At 72.8% G+C, this 20,603-nt stretch carries 15 protein-coding genes; 4 read left to right on the top strand and 11 right to left on the bottom strand.

The genetic code is table 11. The features are described from left to right. Positions 1-207: 207 nt before the first annotated feature. The gene (locus DQ384_RS25685) at positions 208-1,743 is read left to right on the top strand and encodes a carboxylesterase/lipase family protein (RefSeq protein WP_114031436.1); all 1,536 of its coding nucleotides are present in this window, start codon (positions 208-210) and stop codon (positions 1,741-1,743) included. Positions 1,744-2,012: 269 nt separating this feature from the next. Here DQ384_RS25685 and DQ384_RS25680 read toward each other — a convergent pair whose 3' ends face one another. From DQ384_RS25680 to DQ384_RS25640, 9 genes are all read right to left on the bottom strand, one after another. Continuing rightward, entirely contained in the window at positions 2,013-3,032 is a 1,020-nt protein-coding gene (locus DQ384_RS25680; protein WP_114031435.1) for a hypothetical protein, read from the bottom strand. A 414-nt stretch (positions 3,033-3,446) separates the two neighbouring features. Next, positions 3,447-6,029 carry a bifunctional FO biosynthesis protein CofGH gene (locus DQ384_RS25675; protein WP_425451517.1) on the bottom strand — a complete coding sequence of 861 codons (2,583 nt, stop codon included), beginning with the start codon at positions 6,027-6,029 and terminating at the stop codon, positions 3,447-3,449. Between the two features lie 327 nt (positions 6,030-6,356). Then, a complete protein-coding gene (locus DQ384_RS25670) occupies positions 6,357-7,280 on the bottom strand; it encodes a DNA-3-methyladenine glycosylase family protein (RefSeq protein ID WP_114031433.1) in 924 nt (307 codons plus the stop codon). 178 nt (positions 7,281-7,458) lie between these two features. Then, the gene (gene manB / locus DQ384_RS25665) at positions 7,459-8,562 is read right to left on the bottom strand and encodes a mannose-1-phosphate guanylyltransferase (RefSeq protein ID WP_245966773.1); all 1,104 of its coding nucleotides are present in this window, start codon (positions 8,560-8,562) and stop codon (positions 7,459-7,461) included. Between the two features lie 15 nt (positions 8,563-8,577). Beyond that, positions 8,578-9,705 carry a glycosyltransferase family 4 protein gene (locus tag DQ384_RS25660; protein ID WP_114031432.1) on the bottom strand — a complete coding sequence of 376 codons (1,128 nt, stop codon included), beginning with the start codon at positions 9,703-9,705 and terminating at the stop codon, positions 8,578-8,580. Between the two features lie 268 nt (positions 9,706-9,973). Continuing rightward, a complete protein-coding gene (locus DQ384_RS25655) occupies positions 9,974-10,897 on the bottom strand; it encodes a lysylphosphatidylglycerol synthase transmembrane domain-containing protein (protein ID WP_114031431.1) in 924 nt (307 codons plus the stop codon). 16 nt (positions 10,898-10,913) lie between these two features. Beyond that, positions 10,914-11,768 (bottom strand): class I SAM-dependent methyltransferase, encoded by an 855-nt coding sequence (locus tag DQ384_RS25650; RefSeq protein ID WP_220183126.1) that lies wholly within the window; start codon positions 11,766-11,768, stop codon positions 10,914-10,916. A 23-nt stretch (positions 11,769-11,791) separates the two neighbouring features. After that, positions 11,792-12,868 carry a glycosyltransferase family 4 protein gene (locus tag DQ384_RS25645; protein WP_114031429.1) on the bottom strand — a complete coding sequence of 359 codons (1,077 nt, stop codon included), beginning with the start codon at positions 12,866-12,868 and terminating at the stop codon, positions 11,792-11,794. A 19-nt stretch (positions 12,869-12,887) separates the two neighbouring features. After that, positions 12,888-13,817, bottom strand: coding sequence for a glycosyltransferase family 2 protein (locus tag DQ384_RS25640; RefSeq protein WP_114031428.1), 930 nt, complete (start codon positions 13,815-13,817; stop codon positions 12,888-12,890). A gap of 382 nt (positions 13,818-14,199) precedes the next feature. On the opposite strand from DQ384_RS25640, the gene DQ384_RS25635 reads away from it, so the two are divergent. Further along, on the top strand, positions 14,200-14,619 hold the full coding sequence (locus DQ384_RS25635) for an SSI family serine proteinase inhibitor (RefSeq protein WP_114031427.1): 420 nt from the start codon (positions 14,200-14,202) through the stop codon (positions 14,617-14,619). On the opposite strand, the gene DQ384_RS43720 is transcribed toward DQ384_RS25635, so the two are convergent. Beyond that, on the bottom strand, positions 14,616-14,741 hold the full coding sequence (locus tag DQ384_RS43720; protein ID WP_281274107.1) for a hypothetical protein: 126 nt from the start codon (positions 14,739-14,741) through the stop codon (positions 14,616-14,618). The genes DQ384_RS25635 and DQ384_RS43720 overlap by 4 nt on opposite strands. Then, positions 14,738-16,807, bottom strand: coding sequence for a hypothetical protein (locus DQ384_RS25630; protein ID WP_114031426.1), 2,070 nt, complete (start codon positions 16,805-16,807; stop codon positions 14,738-14,740). Before DQ384_RS25630 ends, DQ384_RS43720 begins: the two co-directional genes overlap by 4 nt. Before the next feature lie 146 nt (positions 16,808-16,953). On the opposite strand from DQ384_RS25630, the gene DQ384_RS41505 reads away from it, so the two are divergent. Together DQ384_RS41505 and DQ384_RS25610 are read left to right on the top strand one after the other, a co-directional pair. Then, entirely contained in the window at positions 16,954-18,675 is a 1,722-nt protein-coding gene (locus DQ384_RS41505) for a hypothetical protein (RefSeq protein WP_181871406.1), read from the top strand. A 101-nt stretch (positions 18,676-18,776) separates the two neighbouring features. Continuing rightward, positions 18,777-20,603, top strand: a complete 1,827-nt coding sequence (locus tag DQ384_RS25610) for an LCP family protein (RefSeq protein ID WP_181871405.1) — start codon at positions 18,777-18,779, stop codon at positions 20,601-20,603.

Below are 20,603 nucleotides of genomic sequence, written 5' to 3'. Positions count from 1 at the left end.
TGCGTCCGGCCTGGGGACGTGTCCGACGGCGGTCGAGGCCATCGGGGGGCTGTGGGCCTGTGCCGGTCACACGGCTGCCGGGGCCGGCCAGCGGTCGACGTCGTTCGCGTGCATAAATCGCTGGCGCGGCATCCGACCGCGGGTGGATGATCCGCAGGGTCCGGGGCCGCCGCGAGCCCCTTCCGCCCCACCTGGGAGGAAGTTGTGATGACCGTTGCCGAGTCCGAGCCATCCGGGCCCCGGCCCGAAGTCCGTACGGCGGCCGGGCGGCTGCGCGGTAGCCGGGAGGCGGGTGTGGCGGTCTTCCGTGGCATCCCGTTCGCCGAGCCCCCGGTCGGCGTGTTGCGCTTCGCCGCGCCTCGACAGGTACAGGGCTGGAGCGGGGTGCGGGAGGCCGTCTCCTACGGCCCGCCGCCCCCGCAGGCCGGGCATTTCGGCATGGACACGCTGTCGCGGGACGCGGGCGACGACTGGCTGACGGTCAACGTCTGGTCGCCCGACCCCGGCCCGGGCGCGGGGCTGCCGGTGATGGTGTGGATCCAGGGGGGCGCCTACGGGATCGGCATGTCCGGCCTGCCCGAGTACGACGGTGGCCGGCTCGCGCTAGACGGTGGCGTCGTCGTGGTGACGTTCAACTACCGCGTGGGCGTCGAGGGCTTCGCGCAGATCGAGGGGGCTCCCGCCAACCGGGGCCTGCTCGACCAGGTCGCGGCTCTTGAGTGGGTGCGCGACAACATCCGGGCCTTCGGCGGCGACCCTGACCGGGTCACGGTTTTCGGCCAGTCGGCGGGCGGCGGGTCGGTCGCCGCGCTGCTGGCGATGGACCGCGCGGCCGGGCTCTTCCGCCGTGCCATCGCGCAGAGTATGCCGGGAACGTTCTTCTCGCCGGCGCTCGCCGCGGACATCGCCGCCGCCTTCGCCGCCGAGCTCGGGCTGCGGCCCACGGTGGCCGACCTGTCCGGCGTCGCCCCGCGAGAGCTGCCCGCCGCCGCCGACGCGGTCGGCGCCAAGATGGACCAGTCGGCACACCGCTGGGGCCTGCCCGCGCACAGAACGATCCCGTTCTCGCCCGTGGTCGACGGCGAGGTCCTGGCCCGCACACCGTGGCAGGCCCTGAACGACGGCGCCGGCCGCGACATCGAACTCATCGCCGGTCACACCCGCGACGAGCAGCGCCTGTTCACCGTCATCACCGGTCTGCTCGGCCAGGTGAGCGAGGAGCAGGCGGCGAACGCCCTCCATCTCTTCGCCCCCGGCCCGGACGGTGCGCGCCACTACCGCGACGCCTTCCCGGCGGCGGGCACGGAGGAGCTGTACGAGCTGGTCCATTCCGACTGGCTGTTCCGCATGCCGTCGCTCCACCTCGCCGAGGCCCAGACGTCCGGCGGCGGCCGCGCGCATGTCTACGAGCTGGCCTGGCCGGCCCCGGGCATGGGCGGCACCTTCGGCGCCTGCCACGGCCTCGACGTACCACTGGTCTTCGGCAACCTGGACCGCGGCCAGCCTGCCCTGCTGATCGGTGAAACACCCTCCCCGGAGGCGGAGGCCCTGTCCGCCCGGATGCGCGCCGCATGGACATCGTTCGCCTCCCACGGCGCCCCCGGCTGGCCCGCCTACGACACCGACCAACGCCTCGTCCAGCTCTTCGACACACAATCCACCGTCACCATCTACCCGGAGGAGCCCTCCCGCTCGATCTGGCAGACCCACACCTTCCCCGCCCTCCCCCTGATCAGCCGGTAGCAGCGAACCGGCGGGTTCGAAATCCGTCCGGTCCGTTTCTGGGAGGTGCTGAGGATCTTTGGCAGCTCTCAAACCGAGCTAACCCGACCAACTGGTTCCTCACCACCGCGAATGTCGCCATCTTCACCAGCCAGGCGGATTCTTGGCGCGTCGTCGACGTCACACCAGAACTCTTGGACGGGCGACCGCCCGGCGACGATGACCAGTGGACCAGGGGCGAGACGACAGAGCTCTACACCAGCTCGGGCAAATTGTGGGTGGTCGGAGACTCAGCGGCCGTGGGCCCAGATCAAACCGCTGCGGCCGGAAGGTGCCGCGCCGACCGCCCAGACGGAACCGCTCTCCGGCTGGATGGCGAGGTCACGGACGGACCCCTTCTGGTTCGGCGGAGATGGAAAGGCGCCCGACTCGACGCTATCGGCGCCGATGTGCAGAAACCTGCTGCCTCCGCCCTTGGCGTCGTAGACGATCCAGGCCCCGCCTCTGCCGTCGGGCTCCGCCTGGGCGCGCGGCTGGATGCCCGGTTCACCGCGGACCTCGAAGTTCCAGCCGCCCGGATAGCCGGACAGCAGCAAAGTCCCACCGCAGAAGGCGTGCTTCGCACCGCCGCACGGCCAGGCGACCCAGCCGACGGCCATCACCCGGCCGGTCTCACCGTCGACCGCGACATCCGTCAGCTCCGAGATCTGGCCCGAGTGTGCGGACGCGATCGCTGGAAGTGCGACCGCGCGCCAGGCCGTGCCGGTCCAGCGGGCCAGAGCCGCCGTGCCCCGCACCGAGCCCGCCGCCCACTTGCCGTCGAGTCCTTTGACCACGATCGGCGTGTGCACCTTGCGCCACACCGACCCGGCCAGGCGCCGCAGCGTGGACCGCGCCTTCCACCCGGCCTTACCGGCCGACGGGAACACGTTGGAGTTCTCGATGACCCACAGGTTGCTGCCGATGGCGTACGCCCGATCCACCCGGCCGTAGCGCCATCGCTTGACCTGCCAGCGCTTGCCGTCCCACCGGGCGTATCGAGACGCGCCGAACGCCCAGACCCTGGTGTCGGACGCCGACGTCAGCCGCTTCACCCGGAAGCCCGGCCCGGTGACACGCTTGAAGGTGGACCGGCCGCCCTTCAATAGCAGCGACTCGGCGCCGGTCGATCCGCGATCCGGACCCCTCGTCCCGGCGACCCAGACCGCCCCACCCGGCGTCACCGTCACCGCGTCGTAGGAGTCGCGGCGGTCGTCATGGACGACACTCCACTGACCGGCCGGCGCCACGGCGTGGGCGGCGGCCGGCACCGTAGCGACGAAAAAGGCGACGGCTGCAGCGGTGCCGCGAAACAACATTCCCATAAGGGTGAGACGCGCCTATCGGAGGAAAAGTTGGCATGCCGGCGGAGCGTGGGCTGACGAGATCCGGACCTGTCGCGCGCCATCGATCGCCACGCCATCCGCGCACTGGGGAGTGCGGCAGGCCGCCGGGTGATCGTCGACGCCATGCTGCGCCTCCTCCAAGGCCTTGCCGCATCAATCCGGAATCGCCGCCTGCGCCAGGTCGCCTACGCCGCCGGCGACGGACGTCCGCGGGGAGGAATCCGGCAGTGCTCATCGGACGGGCGCGCGCGTCCGATGAGCACGGCCCGGGCAGCGTTCGCGCGGAGCGCAGTTTCTGCCCGGACCATGCCTTACGCCCTTATCCTTACGCCCCGACGATCACCGGGTCACCAGGGGGATGGTTCTGCGGACGCTGCCGCAGACGCCGTCGCTGGCCGTGGCCGCCGCCACGCGCTCGGCGGACGGGGTGCCGTAGCCGGTGGTGCGCTGGCGCAACGGGCGGCCGGTCGGTTCGACCATCGCGGCGATCTGGCTGATCGTCTTGTAGGAGCCGTTCTCCGAGCCCGCCATGCGGCTGATGGTCTCCTCCATCAGCGTGCCGCCGAGGTCGTTGACGCCGCCGGACAGCACGGACCGGCACAGCTCGTCCTGGAGCTTGACCCAGGAGCACTGGATGTTGGAGATCGCGCCGTGCAGCAGGATGCGCGCCAGGGCGTGGACGGCGCGGTTCTCGCGGGCGGTAGGGCCGGGGCGCGCGACGCCCGCCAGGTAGATGGGCGCGCTGTGGTGGACGAACGGCAGCAGTACGAACTCCGAGAAGCCGCCGGTCTCCTCCTGGATGCGGCGGATCAGCCGGATGTGCGCCACCCAGTGCGCGGGCGTGTCCACGTGGCCGTACATCATCGTCGAGGTCGTCGGGATGCCGGCGCGGTGCGCGGTGGTGATCACCTCGATCCACTCGCGGGTGGGCAGCTTGCCCTTGGTGAGCACCCACCGCACGTCGTCGTCGAGGATCTCGGCCGCCGTGCCCGGCAGCGAGTCGACCCCGGCTTCCTTGGCGGCCAGCAGCCAGTCCTCGATGGACATGTTCGTCCGGCTCGCGCCGTTGACGACCTCCATGGGCGAGAAGGCGTGGACGTGCATCTCCGGGCAGCGTTCCTTCACCGCGCGCGCGATGTCGAAGTACGCCGTGCCGGGCAGGTCGGGGTGGATGCCGCCCTGCATGCACACCTCGGTCGCCCCGGCCGCCCATGCCTCGGCGGCGCGGTCGGCGACCTGCTCCAGCGAGAGGGTGAAGGCGTCGGCGTCGGTGCGGCGCTGCGCGAAGGCGCAGAACCGGCAGCCGGTGTAGCAGACGTTGGTGAAGTTGATGTTGCGGTTCACGACGTAGGTGACGTCGTCGCCGACGGCCTCCCTGCGCAGGTCGTCGGCGACCCGGCACAGTTCCTCCAGGTCGGGACCGTCGGCGGACAGCAGCGTGAGCGCCTGGTCGTCGGTGAGCCGAGCCGGGTCGGAGGCGGCGCGGCGCAGCGCCTCGCGCATGTCCGCGCCGATCGCCGAGCCAGCCGCTGAGCCGGTCGCTGAGCCGATCCCTGCGCCGATCGCCGTGGCCGGGGCGGCGGGCAGGCGGTCGCGCAGGGCCTCCCAGTCGCCGTACACGTTGTCGAAGTCGTCGCGCCGGTCGGCCGAGCGGCCGGTGGAGTCGACCTCGACGTGCAGGTCCGTACGGCCCGAGGAGGCGAACCCGCCGTCGGGCTCCTGCCACGGCCGACCCACGGGGAGGACGTCGCGGGCCAGGCCGGTCTCTGGGTCGGCGAGGGCGTCGACGTGCGCGCGCAGGCGCGGGTCCAGCCAGGGCTCGCCCGCGAGGACGTACTCGGGGTAGATCGTCAGGCGTTCCTTGAGCGTGAACCCGGCGGCGGCCGTACGCGCGGCGAGCTCGTCGATCTGGGGCCAGGGCCGCTCGGGGTTGACGTGGTCGGGCGTGAGCGGCGAGACCCCGCCCCAGTCGTCGATGCCGGCCCGGATCATCAGCGCGTACTCGTCGCCGATGAGGTTCGGCGGGGCCTGGACGCGCGCCTTGGCGCCGAGCACCAGCCGGGTCACGGCGATCGTGGCCGCCAGCTCCTGGAGGTCGGCGTCGGGCATGCCGCGCATCGCCGTGTCGGGCTTGGCGCGGAAGTTCTGGACGATGACCTCCTGGACGCCCCCGTACTCGCGGGCGACCCGGCGGATCGCGAAGATCGACTCGGCGCGGTCGGCGACGGTCTCGCCGATGCCGATGAGGATGCCGGTCGTGAACGGCACGTTGGAGCGGCCGGCGTCCTCCAGGACGCGCAGCCGCACGGCCGGGTCCTTGTCGGGCGAGCCGTAGTGGGCCTCGCCCTTCTCCTCGAACAGCCGCCGGGAGGTGGTCTCCAGCATCATGCCCATCGACGGGGCGACCGGCTTGAGGCGCTGGAGGTCGCGCCAGGTCATGACGCCGGGGTTGAGGTGCGGCAGCAGGCCGGTCTCCTCCAGCACGCGGATCGCCATGGCGCGGACGTAGGAGAGCGTGTCGTCGTACCCGTGGGCGTCCAGCCACTCCTTGGCCTGGTGCCAGCGGTCCTCGGGACGGTCGCCGAGCGTGAACAGCGCCTCCTTGCACCCGAGGGCGGCGCCCTGGCGGGCGATCTCCAGCACCTCGTCCGGGCCGAGGAAGGCCGCGGGGAGCTTGCCGGGGGCGGTGGCGAACGTGCAGTAACCGCAGCGGTCGCGGCAGAGCCGGGTGAGGGGGATGAACACCTTGCGGCTGTAGGTGACGACGCCCTGCCGGCCGACCGCGGCCAGCCCGGCGTCCCTGACGCGACCGGCGTGTTCGAGGAGCCGCTCCAGGTCGGCGCCCCGGGCGTGCAACAGAACCGTGGCCTCCGTCACGTCGAGCGCCTTGCCGTCTCTGGCTCTGGCCAGCGCCCGCCGCATCGCGGCGTCTGTGGGGTTCACGTCCATGGGGGGCACATTACGGAACGGCGCTTCGCGTTCCCGTGACCGGGTCCGCAGAACACCTCCGTTTAAGTGTCGCTTAAGAGTACCGGTCACGATGTCTCGATGGACGTAAATACATGCGCAGGAACATACTTGAGGAGTCAGCACGAACCCCACCAAGGGAGCCCCCGATGTCCTGGTTGATCCTCGCCTTCATCGTCGCCGCCGCCGTCCTCGCCCCGTACTTCGGCGCCGACAGCCGCGACGGGCGCGACTGGAAGTCCGGCTCCGGCGACGAGCCGCACGCCCCCCGGTTACGGACGCTCAGAACGAGCGATAATCCCGTACGGACATCCGCGGCCCGCGTGCCGGTGGTCTCCGCCCGCCGAGTTCGAGCAGGCGGGTGACCCTGTGGCGCTGCCCGCGATAGGGGGCCAGCAGCTCCAGCATCCCGGCGTCGTCGGTCTTCCGGCCGGTGAGGGACCACCCGACCAGCGAGGGCAGGTGGTAGTCACCGACCGAGACCGCGTCGGGATCGCCGTGGGCCCGCTGCCGCGTCTCGGCCGATGTCCACACCCCGACGCCCGGCAGCGCCCGTAGCAGGCGGTCCGCCTCGGCGGGCGCCGCGGACTCGAGCTTTCCCGCGTGCAGGGCCGCGTTGACGATCGTCCGCGCCCGCACCGCCTCCGCCCCCGCGCGGTGCCAGTCCCACGACGGGATCCTCCGCCACACCTCCGGCTCGGGGAACACGCGCATCCCGGACGGCGCCGGGCCCGGCGCGGGCTCGCCGTACGCGCGCAGCAGCCACCGCCACGCCCGCCACGCCTCCCGGCCCACGACCTTCTGCTCCAGCACGGCGGGCACCAGCGCCTCGAACACCCGCGCGGTGACGCTCAGGCGCAGGCCGGAGTGACGGGAGGCCAGCTCCCTGATCAGCGTGTGCCCCCCGGCCTCCAGCCGCTCCATCAGCACGCGGAAGTCCGCCACCGGGTCGTCGGCGCCGAGCAGCCGGGGCAGCGTCTCCAACAGCCACGGCCCGCCCGGACCCCACGCCTGCCCCACGACCTCGGCCGCCCGCGCGTCCACCAGGACGCGCAGCGTGCCGGGACCCTCGGGGGTGCGGGACGTGCGCCAGATCGCGCCGTCCGGCGTGGCCTGCCACGCCGGGTCGCCGGACCCGCGGCGATGCGGCGCCAGCGTCAGCCGCACATCGAGGGGCGCGCCGGGCCGCCACCTGCGCTCTCGCACGCCGTCCAGGGTATTGCCGCCGGACCCGCCCGCGCGTACCGGGAGCCGCGCGGGCCCTCACGCCTGGGAATCCGAAGGCCGCGCGGGCCCTCACGCCCGGGAGTCCGAAGGCCGCGCGGGCCCGCACGTCCCAGAGACGCCAGGCCGCGCGGGCCCGTACCCGGACCGGGGAGGCCGGTCAGACGTCGCTGGAGAAGCGCACCGCGCGGGGCGGCAGCGTGACCCCCGGCCAGACGCGGGCGCCGGCCAGCAGCTCGTTGCCCGCGCCGATCACCGCCCGGTCGCCGATCACCGCGTCCCGCAGCACGGCCCCCGACGAGACGCGCGCGCCCGCGCCCACCACCGAGCCGGCCACCGTGGCGCCGGACTCGATCACGCAGTCGGCGTCCAGCACGCTGCCCCGCACCACCGCGTCGGCCCCGACGACCGCCCGCGGCCCGACGACCGTGCCGCCGGAGATCTTGGCCCGGGGCGACACCCGGGCCTCCGGCAGCGCCAGGAACTCGCCGCACGGCCCCGGCAGCGCGCCCGACGGCATGCGGCCGAGCACCAGATCGCACGAGCCCTGGACGAACGCCGCCGGGGTGCCCACGTCCAGCCAGTACGACCGGTCGGCGTACCCGAGCACCAGCTCGCCCGCGTCGATCATGCCGGGGAAGGTCTCGCGCTCGACCGACACCACCTGGCCGGCCGGGATCGCGTCGATCGCCGACCGCGTGAAGACGTAGCACCCGGCGTTGATGCGGTTGGTCACCGGGTTCGGGGTCTTCTCCAGGAACGCGGTGACCCGCCCGTCCTCGTCGGTCGGCACGCAGCCGAAACGCGTGGGATCGTCCACCTCGGTGAGGTGCAGCGTCAGCGCCGCGCCGCGCGAGACGTGCAGCGCGACCTGCTCGGTGATGTCGTGCCCCGACAGGATGTCGCCGTTGAGCACCAGTACCGGCGCGTCCGGCCCGCAGGTCAGCGCCTGCGCCGCGTTGCGGATCGCGCCGCCCGTGCCGAGCGGCGTCTCCTCGGTCATGTACTCCAGCGACAGCCCGAACGCCGACCCGTCCCCGAACGCCTCGGCGAACATCGACGCCCGGTACGACGTGGCGAAGACGATGCGCCGCACGCCGAACGACCTCGCCCGGGCGAGCTGGTGCGCCAGGAAGGGGACACCGGCGGTCGGCAGCAACGGTTTGGGGGTGTTCAGCGTCAGCGGACGGAGGCGTGTGCCCTGCCCGCCCACGAGGAGGATCGCCTCCAGGTCCGCCGCTTCCGGCGAGTAGCTCTCCGTCACAACGGTGAGGCTAGCTCACTGATCGACCGCTCGTTCATATGAGGCCAAATGAGCTTCGGCGGAAGCCTCCCACGTGAACTCCCGCGAGCGGGCGATGCCGGCCGCGGCGAGCGCGTCGCGGCGCTCCTCGGACTCCAGAAGCGCCTTGAGGGCGTCCCTGATGCTCTCTGCGTCCGGCTCGGTGTAGGCGACGGCCTCGCCGCCGACCTCGGGCAGCGAGGTGCGATGGGTGGTCAGCACGGGGGCGCCGCAGGCCATCGCCTCCAGGACCGGCAGCCCGAACCCCTCGCCGCGCGACGGGAAGGCCACCACGACCGCGCCGCCGAGGAACCCCGGCAGGTCGGCGAACGACAGGTAGCCGGGACGGACGACGCGCACCGTCACGGGCAGCTCGCTGATCGCGGCGTCGACCTCGTCGCTCCAGCCCGCGGCGCTGGCCAGCACGAGCGCGGGCGGCGAGGGAAGATCGCGCACCGCCTGGCCGAAGCCCCGCACCAGGTTCGGGACGTTCTTACGGGGCTCGAAGGCGCCGAGGAACGCGACGTACGGGCGGCCGTGCAGCCCGAGCCGGCCCGCGGCCCGCGCGACCTCCTGCTCGGACGGCTCGTGGAACAGGTGGCGGTCGACCCCGTGGTAGGCGACGTCGACGCGCGTGGAGTCGGCCGCGAGCAGCCGCACCAGCTCGTCGCGGGTGGCCTTGGACGGCACCACCACGCGGGCCGAGTCGCGGACCGCCGTACGCGTGGCGGCGCGGAAGAACGACGCCTTCAGATCGCCCTGGAGCTCGGGCTCGGTGAACCACGTCACGTCGTGCACGGTCGCCACGGTCGGCAGGCCCGAGTGCAGCGGGATCGAGTAGTAGGGCGCGTGGATCACCTGGGCGGCGACCCTGCGCGCGAGCACCGGGATGCCGGTCTGCTCCCAGACCAGCCGCGCGCCGCGGCTCGCGATCGCCGGAGGCCCCGTGAGGATGCGCGCCCTTGGCGCGATCTTGCCGTAGCGGTCGGCGTCGGCGCGCTGGCAGACGACCGCGAGATCGGCGCCCGCGCGGTCGAGGGCGCCGACGAGACCGTCCACATAACGGACCAGACCCCCGCGGTCGGCGGGGACCGCGGTGGCGTCGACGAGCACACGGGGCGTCACTAGCCGCGCTCCTTTCCGGTCACCGATTCACTCTATTGCGAGGCTCCCCCGATCCGTGAGTGATATGACCGCTCATTTCCCCACCCGCAACCCCCGGTACGGCGCCGAGCCCCTTTCATCCCCCAACCATGTCTCACCTGTTAACCACGGCGACGGTTACCGCCTCGCACGGGCATGACGCACGGAGATGCGGGAGCCGGGCGCCGCCGGAGGGCTGGAGTTCCGGTGCGATGCGGCTCGGGCCGTCAGCACGCCACCCCGCAGTCGGTCAATCCCCTCGGGTGGCCGCCGGGACGGGTTCGGCGCGGCGGGCGGCGGCACCGGCCGCGGCGGCGCAGACGAGATCGCCGGCGGAGACGACCAGACGGGAGCACAGGGCGGCCGCGATGGCCGTCCCGCCGTCCAGGACGGGCGCGAGGGCCGCCACCATCGCCACCTCGCGCACGCCCGCGCCGGCCGGGGCGATCACCACGATGAAGCCCAGGCACCAGGCGAGGGCGAACGCGCCCGCGGACAGCGCCAGCGCGCGCCCGCCGGTGGCGCCGAGGCCCGCGACGATCAGCGCGAGGTGGGCGCCGTACGCGACCCAGCCCGCGAACGCCCACCCGGCGGAGGTCAGCAGGCCGCGCCGGGTCAGCGGGCGCTCCAGCGGGGGGCGTTTGAGCAGCTTGAGGCCGAACCCGAGGGCGGTGTTGACGACCTTCGGGTGGAGCCCGGCGACGAGGAGGGGGAGCAGCAGGAGCAGCCAGGCGTACCGGGACACCGACGCGCCCGCGAACGCCGGGAGGGTCAGCAGGGCCACCGCGAGCCCGGTCGCCAGGTAGATCGGATAGGTCAGGAAAAAGGCGGTGGCGCTGCGGGGGCGCGGGACGCCGAGGTCCTTCCCCATCTCCATCTGCGCCAGCACCGGCCACAGCGACCCGGGGATGTACTTGCCGAGCTGCCCGATGAAGAAGACCTTGGCCGCGTCCGGGAACCGCAGCGGGGACCCCAGGTCGGCGAGCAGCGCCCGCCACATGAGCATGCCCGACACCAGCGCCGCCAGCACCGCCACCAGCGATCCCGCCAGCAGCGGCCACGACAGGCGGGAGAACCCGTCCGCGACCTGCGACCACTGCCCGGCGATCGCCCAGCCGCCGAACCCCAGCGCGACCAGGAGGAACGCGAACCTGAGGAGCTTCTTGCCCGTCATCGGCCGGTCCGGGCGCTCATCGGGTGGCGACCCGCTGGGGCGGCTGCGGCAGCGCGGAGCCGAGCGGCCCGCGGGGCGCTTTGGTGGCCACCCACAGGTAGGTCGGGACGACGGGCAGCAGCCCGCGCAGCGCCGCGCGCGGCGAACGGGCCAGCGTGGCCTGGGCGGCGCGGCCCACGGCCCCCGGGAACAGCTCGGCGCCCGCGAACCGCTGCGGCGAGGCCAGCACGGGCAGCGAGTAGTCCCAGACGTGGAAGCCCGCCAGCATGCGGCGCAGGCCGCCCCGGGTGCGGAAGCGCTCGTAGTAGTGGTCGGCCCGGCCGGACGCGCGGACGTACCGGTCGGCCAGCGAGGGCGGCAGGTAGGACAGGAACGGCAGCTTGTAGTGCGGCTCCATCACCCCGAGCCGGTTGCCGAGACCGAGGTACAGCACGCCGTCGTCGGCGAGCACCCGGTGCATCTCCCTCACCACCGCGTCGGGGTCCACGACGTGCTCGTAGATGTGGTTGAACACCAGGACGTCCATGGACCCGTCACGGAAGGGCAGCGCGGTGCCGTCGGCGCAGACGAAGTCGACGCGCTCGCCGAACCGCTCGGCCGCCTTGCGCAGGCCCGGGACGTCGATGTCCACACCGAACGCGCGCTTCGCGCCCGCCAGGGCCAGCTCGTCGGCGATGAACCCGGCCGAGCATCCGATGTCGGCGACGGTCAGCCCGTCCAGGACCGCGCCGCCGCCGTCCCGCGCCTCCCTTCCCAGGAAGTGCGCCAGCACGGCGATGATCTTGGCGGCCTTGCGCCGCCGCTTCGCCTCGTCCAGCATCGCGACCTGGAACTCGGAGTACTCAAGCTGCGCGACTCGTTCCCTACCCACCCGGTCAAGAGTAGTAGCCGGCGTCAGGTCCCCGGGGAGATCAGCGTTTCGGTGTAGGTGTTCCAGTAGGGCTCGGGGTCGACGGCCTTGACGTTCCCGCGGAGGCGTTCGGGTTCACCGTCCGCGTAGAAGCGGCTGATCGCCCCGGTGAGGGCGTCGGCCGAGCCCGGGTCGACGACGAGGCCGTCGACGCCGTCGGTCACATGGTCGGCGAGGGCGCCCACGCGGGTGACGATCACCGGCAGGCCGTGCTCGTGGGCGAGCCAGACGTTCTGGCTGGCGGTGGCGGAGCGGTAGGGCAGGACGAGGGCGTCCGCCGCGGCGAACAGCGTGGGCACGTCCTCGGCGGCCACGTACCCGGGCCGCAGCTCGACCCGGTCGCCGAGCCCCAGCTCCGCGACCAGGGCGCGCGTCTCCTCCAGGCCGCCCCAGAACTCCCCCGCCACGGTCAGCGACACGCCCGGCACCCGGGCCAGGGCGCGCAGCAGCAGGTCGAGCCCCTTGTACGGGCGGACCATGCCGAAGAACAGCAGCCTGCGCCGGACGCCCTCCCCCGCGCGCTCCCCGGACCTGGCCGGAAGGTGCGGCGGCAGGGCGGCGACGGAGACCGGCGCGGGACCGAGCTCTCGGGCGATGGCCGCCTGCTCGGGAGAGTGCGCGAGCACGCGGTCGGACCGGCGCAGCAGCGCCCTGACCAGCGGCGCGTCGTACGGCTTGCGCTCGTGGGGCAGCACGTTGTGGCACAACGCCACGACCGGCGCCCCGCGGCGCAGGGCGTACAGGATGCCGAGGTAGGCGGGCACCTGCACGGGGCTGAGCAGCGTCAGCACGACCAGCCCGGCCCCGCGCAGACGGCGTCCGCACCGGAGCCACCCGTCGGGCCGCCGCCAGTCGAGGTCGCGCCGGACGTGCGGGAACGGCTCGCCCTCCGGCGCGGAGATCGTCTGCTGCCCGGGATACAGGAACGCGGGATACTGCGCGCGCCAGGACTCGATCACGACGTCGTGGCCGCCGGCCGCGAGCCGGTGCGCCAGCTCGGTGGTGTGCTGCGCCCCGCCGCCCTTGTACGGGTACGTGGGCCCGACGATCGCGATCCGCATGTCCCCCGCCCCCCGCGGCCTACTCGCCCCGGGAGCGGACGATCAGGTCCGCCAGCAGCGCCAGCGAGCCGATGATCAACCCCGAGAGGAACACCATCACCGTGCTGGCGGGGAAGTAGAACGGGTGCCGGAACATGTCCACGACGCCCTTCACCAGCCCGATCACCACCAGCCAGATGGCGGGCGGCATGAGCACCTTGAGCGGGTTGAAGTACATCACCATCCGCAGCACCTGGAGGATGTAGCGGTAGGCGTCGGAGATGAAGCTGAACTTGGACTTCCCGGCCCGCTTGCTGTACTCGATCGGCATGTAGTGCACGTCGTGCTGGTTGGACAGGAAGGCCAGCGTGATCGTCGTGACACAGGAGAACCCGGGCGGCAGCAGCCGCAGGTAGGGCAGCGACACCGATTTCCTGAAGGCGCGCAGGCCGGAGTTCAGGTCGGGGATCTCCTGGCCCGCCAGGCGCTCGGCCACCTTGCGGATGAACCACTTCGCCGGCACCCGGAGGATCTTGTGCGAGCCCTGCTCGCTCGTGCGCGCGCCGACGACCTGGTCGATCGCCGGGTCCTTCTCCAGGATCTGCACCAGCTCGGGGATGCGCTCGTTGGGGTAGGTCATGTCGGCGTCGGTCCAGACGACGATCTCGCCGCGCGCGTCCTGCGTGCCGATGCGCCGCACGGTGCCCGAGCCGCCGTTGCGGTGGAACGCGACGATGCGCATGTTCGGGAACCGGGGCGCGGCCTCCTGGAGGCGGTCGAGGGTTCCGTCGGTGGAGTGGTCGTCGACGGCGACCAGCTCGTAGGTGTAGCCGCTCACGTCCATGGCCCCGCAGATGCGTTCGACCTCCGCGATGACGTGGTCCTGCTCGTTGTAACAGGGCAGGACGATCGTCACATAGGGCTTGGCGTCCACGGCGAGTCCAGTCTCAGGCGTCTCGGTCACACTCACGTCGGGCGAGGATACAGTGCCCGGCCGAGGTTGAAATCCACATCTTCCCCATCAGCAGAGTCTTATCCGTCGGCGGCCGTGCCACTCCGGCCGTCCCGATCTCGCCGATTCCGCGGGCGCGTGACGTCCGGACGCGCCTGACCACGTGCTTGCCCGGCGCTGTCCGGGTTCCGGGCTTGCCATTACGGGGACTTTTCGCGATTTGCCGTATTTTCGCCCCCTCGCCTTCGGGCCGCAGACGTCCATCATTTCCCGCCTCCCGTCCGCCGTGACCGGCGAGAACCCCCACCGGCCGGCCCTTTTCCCCTCGAACCACCCGCGGGCGCGGAGTAAAGTTCCCTCAATATATACGCTTCGTAGTTATGATCTCACTCTGAGTACCATGATCCGAGGAGGTCACCCGATGTACGCCGCCGCCCTGGCCACCACTCTCGCCACCACTCTGGCCACCACCATGACGCCGGTCCCCGCTCCCGCCGGAGACGCCCCCGTCCGCCTGGTGATCAGCAAGAACCACCTTCACGCCGGTGACACCAGGAGCTGGTCCCTGAAGTGCGATCCCACCGGCGGCTCTCACCCGGCGCCGGAGAAGGCCTGCGCCATGCTCCGCGCGATCGGCGGCGACCTCGACAAGATCAGGCCCCGGCCCGGCGTCATCTGCCCGACCATCCACGACCCCTACGACGTGCGGATCAGAGGCGTGTACGACGGCCGGATGATCTTCTTCGCCCAGCGCTACTCGAACGGCTGCGTGCTGGACGGGTCCGCCGGCCCGATCGTTCCCGGCCACCGGCTTCATTAGGCCAACTCGACGCCGAGCCCGTTCTTCCCCTGCCGGATACGCGCCGCCCACCCTCCCGAGCACGCCCGCCGCCGGTCGGACGCGGCGTTCAGGGCGTCGGTCGTCCACACGACGGCGTTCACGGCGTGGTCATCCACACGGTGGCGTTCAGCGACCACGTGCCGTCCGGCGGGCTCACCAGCGAGCGCTCGTCCTGGCGGGTGCGCAGGCTCACCACCTGCTCCGCCGTGCCGTACGGGGCGAGCTGGCGGCGATCGGCGGCGAGCAGGACGGGACGGCGGCCCGTGGACCGCACGCGTCCGATCAGCCGCTCCACGTCGGCGCGCGGCGCGACGTCCCCCTCCACGACGCGGACCGATGCGGTGGGCACGCCGCACATGCCCCGCACCACCTGCGGGAACCGGTCGCTCGTCACCCGCTCGACGATCAGCACGGAGGCGTCACGGGGCAGCGCGGCGCACAGCCTCTCCACCTGGGCGGCCTCCCCCTGCTCGATATGGGTGAAGGCCGTGCCGATCGAGGTGATCGCGGCCGGGACGACTAGCAGCGCCCCGATGATCGCGGACATCACCGCGCGCGCCCGCGGGCCGTACCCCGCCCACCGCGCCCGGGCCGCCGCCCACCGCCCGCCCCACACGGCGAGGACCACCAGGCCCGGGATCACCACCGGCACCAGGCGCCGGGACGCGAACGGGTGGTCGGGGGTGATGGCGGGCAGCCACAGCGTGGTCACCGTGGTCCAGCCGACGACGGCCAGCGGCAGCACCCAGGCGAACCCGCGTCCCCGCGCCATGCGGTGCACGAGCAGGGCGGCCGCGAACGTGGCCAGCACGACGGCCGGCACGCCGAGGTACCAGAACACCCAGTACAGCGAGTCCTCGTAGTAGAGCCGCGACCTGTCCAGCGGCAGCCCGTTGGCCTGCTGCACCGCCTCGATGAACCCCGCGTTGAGCTGGTCCTCGGGGGTGACGGCGACGCGGTGCACCGTCTGCAGCCACGGGCGCGCGGCGAACCCGAGCATGACCAGGAAGACCAGCCCGGCGGCCGGCCCCGGAACCCGGGACGCGAGCCGGGGCGCCCGTCCCGCCCGGGACGCGAACCAGGCGATGATCCTCGGGCCGAGCGACGCGCCCGCGGCGGCCATCACCAGCACGGCCGCGCAGATGTACAGCAGCGGCACCACCGAGCCGGACAGATACGAGAGGTAGGGACGGGCCAGGAGGAGCGCTGCGGCGAAGCCGATCCCGGCGCCCACTACCAGCCCGCCCAGCAGCCACGGCCCCATGGGCGCGTACACCGCGGCCCGGCCCCCCGCGCGGCGCATCGCGATCAGCAGCCCCGCGTACGCCAGCACAGGCAGGATGTCGCGCAGGCCGTCGATCCTGACCAGGAGCGCCAGGCCGAAGACCAGCCCGGCCAGGGCCGCCACGCGCGGGCGGGCGCGCGCGTCCAGGGCCAGCGCGAGGCCGCCGAACAGCAGGATCAGCGAGGGGATCTCGCTGAGCGTCGTGCGCGAGGTGTAGAGGATCGGCAGCGCGACCGCGAACGCCAGGGCTGCGAGCGGCGCCCACCGCGCGCCCGCCAGCCGGGCGACGACCCCCGCCACGGTCAGCACGGCGAGCGCTCCGAGCACCGCGGGCATCACCAGCAGGCCGTCCAGGCCGCCCAGCCAGTGGCCGGGGGCGTACAGCATCGGGGCGCCGGGCATGAACTGCGGCACCACCGCGCCGCCGTAGTCGTAGAAGCCGACGCTGTCGAAGCGCAGCGCGGGGTCGGCGCCGCCGAACGCCGCCGTGTCGTACGGGATCGGCAGCGAGCCCCGCCGGGCGAGCCAGGCGGCGTACTGCGCGTACGTGCCGGGGTCGCGGCGCACCAGAAGCTGCTGGCTGTGGAACAGGCCGTTGAACAGGCCCGAGGCGGCCGCGATGACCGCCACCGCCGTGACCTGCCAGAATGTGGCCTCGGGCGCCTCGCGGGCGCGGGTCAGCCGCACTGCGTACGCGCAGAGGGCGACGGCGAGCGCCCCGCCGAGCAGCAGGACGGGCAGCGGCCGGAACGCGCCGAACAGCAGCAGGACCAGACCGGCCGGCAGCCAGCCGGCCAGGAGGAGCGCGGGCATGATCGTGGCCGCGGCGAGCACCCGGCCCGCCGGCGGCCATCGCGAGTGGTCGAGCCAGGTTCCGTCCATCTGTTCCCGCGAGCCTAGCCGCCGGTCCGGTTCCCGGCGGCGCGGCGCCCGCCCGGCGGCCCGGCGTGCCTCGGGGCGGCTCTTCTCATAGGGTCGCCTGTGCCCGTCGAAGACGCGTATCCGCATCCGACCAGCAGGGGGATCCAGTGGCAGCAGCGAGGTGGCACGCCCTCGCGCACGCGGCCCGGCGGCTCGGCGCGGCGGCCTTGACGCATCGGTCGTTCCTGGCCGTGCTGGCGCTGGGCGCGGCGCTGCGGGCGGTCGCCATGCTCGGGTACCGCCCAGCCATCTGGTTCCCCGACTCCTACACCTACGTGGTCACCGCGATGCGGCCCCGTCCGGATCTGGTGCGCCCCGCCGGGTACTCGATGTTCCTGCGCCTTCTCGAGCCGTTCCACAGCTTCGGCGTGGTCGTGCTCGTCCAGCACCTGATCGGCCTCGCGACGGCGGTGCTCGTCTACCACGCCGTCGTGCGCGCGGGCGGGCGGCGGTGGGCGGGGACGCTCGCGGCGGCGCCGGTGCTGCTCGACGCCTACCAGATCGAGCTGGAGCACCTGCTCGTCTCCGACGCGCTGTTCGGCCTGCTCGTGGCGGGGGCCGTGGTCGCCGCGCTACGCGAGCCGACCTGGCGTACGGTCTGCGCGGCGGGCCTGCTGCTGGCCGCCGCGACGCTGACCCGGACGGTCGGCCTGCCGCTGATCGCGCTCGTGACGGCCTGGCTGGTGGTGCGGCTCGCCTCCGGCCGCCCGCCGAAGGCCGGAGTCCCGCGGGAAGCCGAAATCCGTACGAGGGAAGCCGGAGTCCGCCCGCCGAAGGCCCCGGTCCATGCCCGGGAAGCCGAAGTCCGCCCGCCGAAGGCCCCGGTCCGTGCGGGGGACGCAGAAGCGCCGGGGGCCGGAGTCCGAGCGTGGGTGGCCGGAGTCCGAACGTGGGTGGCGGGGCTGCGGTGGCGGCGGCTGGGCCTCGCCGGGCTGCTGGCGGCCGTGGCGCTGGCGCCGGTCGGGGCGTACGCGGCGTGGTTCTCGGCGACCCACCACCGGTTCGGCATCGTGGGCTCCAACGGGGTCTTCCTCTACTCGCGGACGATGGCGTTCGCCGACTGCGACGTGATGCGCCCGCCTCCGGACCTGGCAGTGCTCTGCGACCCCACCCCGCCCGCGCGCCGCCCCCCGTCCCAGGAGTACATCTGGGCGGCCGGATCCCCGCTGGTGGCGCTGCCCGGCATCACGTTCACCGAGGCGACCGACCGGCTCGCGGGGCGGTTCGCGTACCTGGCGATCCGCAGCCAGCCCGCGGACTTCGCGGCCTCGGTGCTGTCGGAGTTCGCCCGGACGTTCACCTGGGGGCGGCCGGTCTACCCGGACCGCGAGATCTACGGCTACTACGAGTTCCCGGTCACGCCGCCTCCGCCGCCCGGGCGGTACCCGGCCACGGTCGGCGCGGGGTTCGCGGAGCGCTACGAACAGGGGGCGATCGGCACATGGGTCTCTGAACCGTTCGCGGGGTGGATGCGCGGCTACCAGCATGTGGTGAGGCTGCCCGGCACCGCGCTGCTGGCCGTCCTGCTGGTGCCTCCCGCCGTCGCGATCGCGCGGACGGCGCGGAGGGGGAGGCCTGCGGGAACGCACCGGACGGCGTGGACGGCGTGGACCCTGCCGTGGGCGACGTCGGTGGCCCTGCTGCTGATCCCGGCCGTGACGGCTCAGTTCGACTATCGGTACGTGCTGCCGGCGGTGCCGCTGGCGTGCCTGGCGGCGGCGCTGGCCGGACGGGGCCGCCCCTGGTCAGGAGCCGTTCCAACCGGATCCTGTGAACTTCCAGTAAAGCCACGGATTACGATATTCCACCGAATATCCTCGCCTCGGTAAGCTTGACCGCCGGATCAACCCATCTGGAGTACTCATGATCATGCGTTCATTCACCCGATCATGGCTCCAAGAGCCGGGACGATGACTAACCTCATGACGAAATGAGCGAGTACCGACACGCCGCGGTCAGAGACCCCCGGGACGAGCCGCCACAACCCGGCCGCCGGAGCCGCGGCCGAGGCCAGCAGCCTCCCGGCCCGCCCCCGCAACCCCAGGGGGAACGCGGACGCCGCCACCGTGGCGGCCCTCCCGACCAGCTCGTCGCCGCGCCCGACGACCCCGGCGCGTACGGCGCCTACGCCGCCCCTCCCCGTCCCCGCGGCGCGCAGGAGGCCGAACCGGCCGACTCCCCGCGCTCCGGGCGCCGCCGAGGCGGCCCGCCCGCGCCGCCCCCACCGCCCGACGAGCCCTCGCGGGGCCGCAGGCGCACCCCCCCGCCCGGCGCCGGGGGCTTGGGGGTGCTGGCGTGGATCAGCATCGCGCTCACCGGCGTGCTGGTGCTCGTCGCGCTGACGGGCTACACGCTCTACCGGAACGTGCTGGGCGGCGTACGCACCGAGGACGTCACCGGCGACCTGAACGCCAACCGCCCGGTCAACACCACCGGTGCCCTCAACGTGCTGCTCGTCGGCTCGGACTCACGCGCCGGTGACAACAAGAGGTACGGCCAGCACATGGCCGGCGAGGGCGAGCGCACCGACACGATCATCCTCATGCACGTCTCGCCGAACCGCGACAAGGCGACGCTGATCAGCTTCCCGCGCGACTCGATGGTGCAGATCCCCGCCTGCAAGAACGCCCGGACGAAGGCCGCGATCCCGCCCCGCCTCGACATGATCAACTCGGCGTTCAACGAGGGCGGCATGGCCTGCACGATCAACACGGTCGAGGCGAACACCAACATCCGCGTCGACCACTACATCAAGGTCGACTTCACCGGCTTCAAGAGCATCGTCGACGCGCTCGGCGGCATCCAGATCTGCGTCCCCACGGCCGTCGACGACAAGGCGGCCAAGCTGCACCTGGAGGCCGGCAAGCAGATCGTGAAGGGCGAGACCGCGCTCGCGTACGTGCGTGCCCGCCACGCCCTGGGCGACGGCAGCGACATCAGCCGCATCAAGCGCCAGCAGATCTTCCTCTCGCAGGTGGCGAAGAAGGCCACCAGCGGCGACACCCTGACCGACCCCGCCAAGCTGATCAGCCTGGTCTCCGCCGCCGCCCAGTCGGTGGTGATGGACCCGCAGCTCGACGTCGACACGCTCATCCAGATCGCGCAGAGCGCCCGCAGCCTCACCGCCAAGGGCGTGAAGTTCGTCACCGTCCCCTGGGAGCCGTACCCGGCGGACAAGAACCGCGTGCAGTGGAAGCAGCCGGACGCCGGGCGCATGTTCGAGTCGCTGCGCAACGACATCGAGGTCACCCCGACGGCCAAGCCGAGCGCGGCGGCGTCGGCGTCGTCCGGCACCCCCGCCAAGCCCGCGCCCAAGCCGGGCCAGATCCAGGTGCAGGTGCTCAACGGCACCAACACCGCGGGCAAGGCCAAGGAGGTCGCCGAGGCGCTGGCCGCCCAGGGCTTCAAGGTCACGCAGGTGGGCGACGCGCGGCAGGCCGACGGCACGGACCGGCCGCAGACCATGGTCCTGTACTCCAAGACGGCCACCGAGGGCGCCGACTACGCCGCCCCGCTGGCCGCCAAGCTGATGACCAAGGTGACCCCGGCCGCGGGCAAGGTGAAGACCGGGCTCACCACCCCCTTCACCGTGCCTGCGACCATCCAGCCGCCCGCGGGGTCGACCGCGACGCCCGAGCCCGGCAGCCCGGTGATCCAGCTCGTCATCGGCACCGACTTCAAGGGCGTCAAGGTGCCCGTGACGATCCCGGACAGCGCGCGCGTCGTGGACTCCAAGACCGACGTGTGCAGCACCTGA

Source organism: Sphaerisporangium album (genome assembly GCF_003323745.1).
GTDB lineage: Bacteria > Actinomycetota > Actinomycetes > Streptosporangiales > Streptosporangiaceae > Sphaerisporangium > Sphaerisporangium album.
The sequence above is the reverse complement of the archived record's forward strand: the minus strand, read 5'-3'. Positions and strand labels throughout refer to the sequence as shown.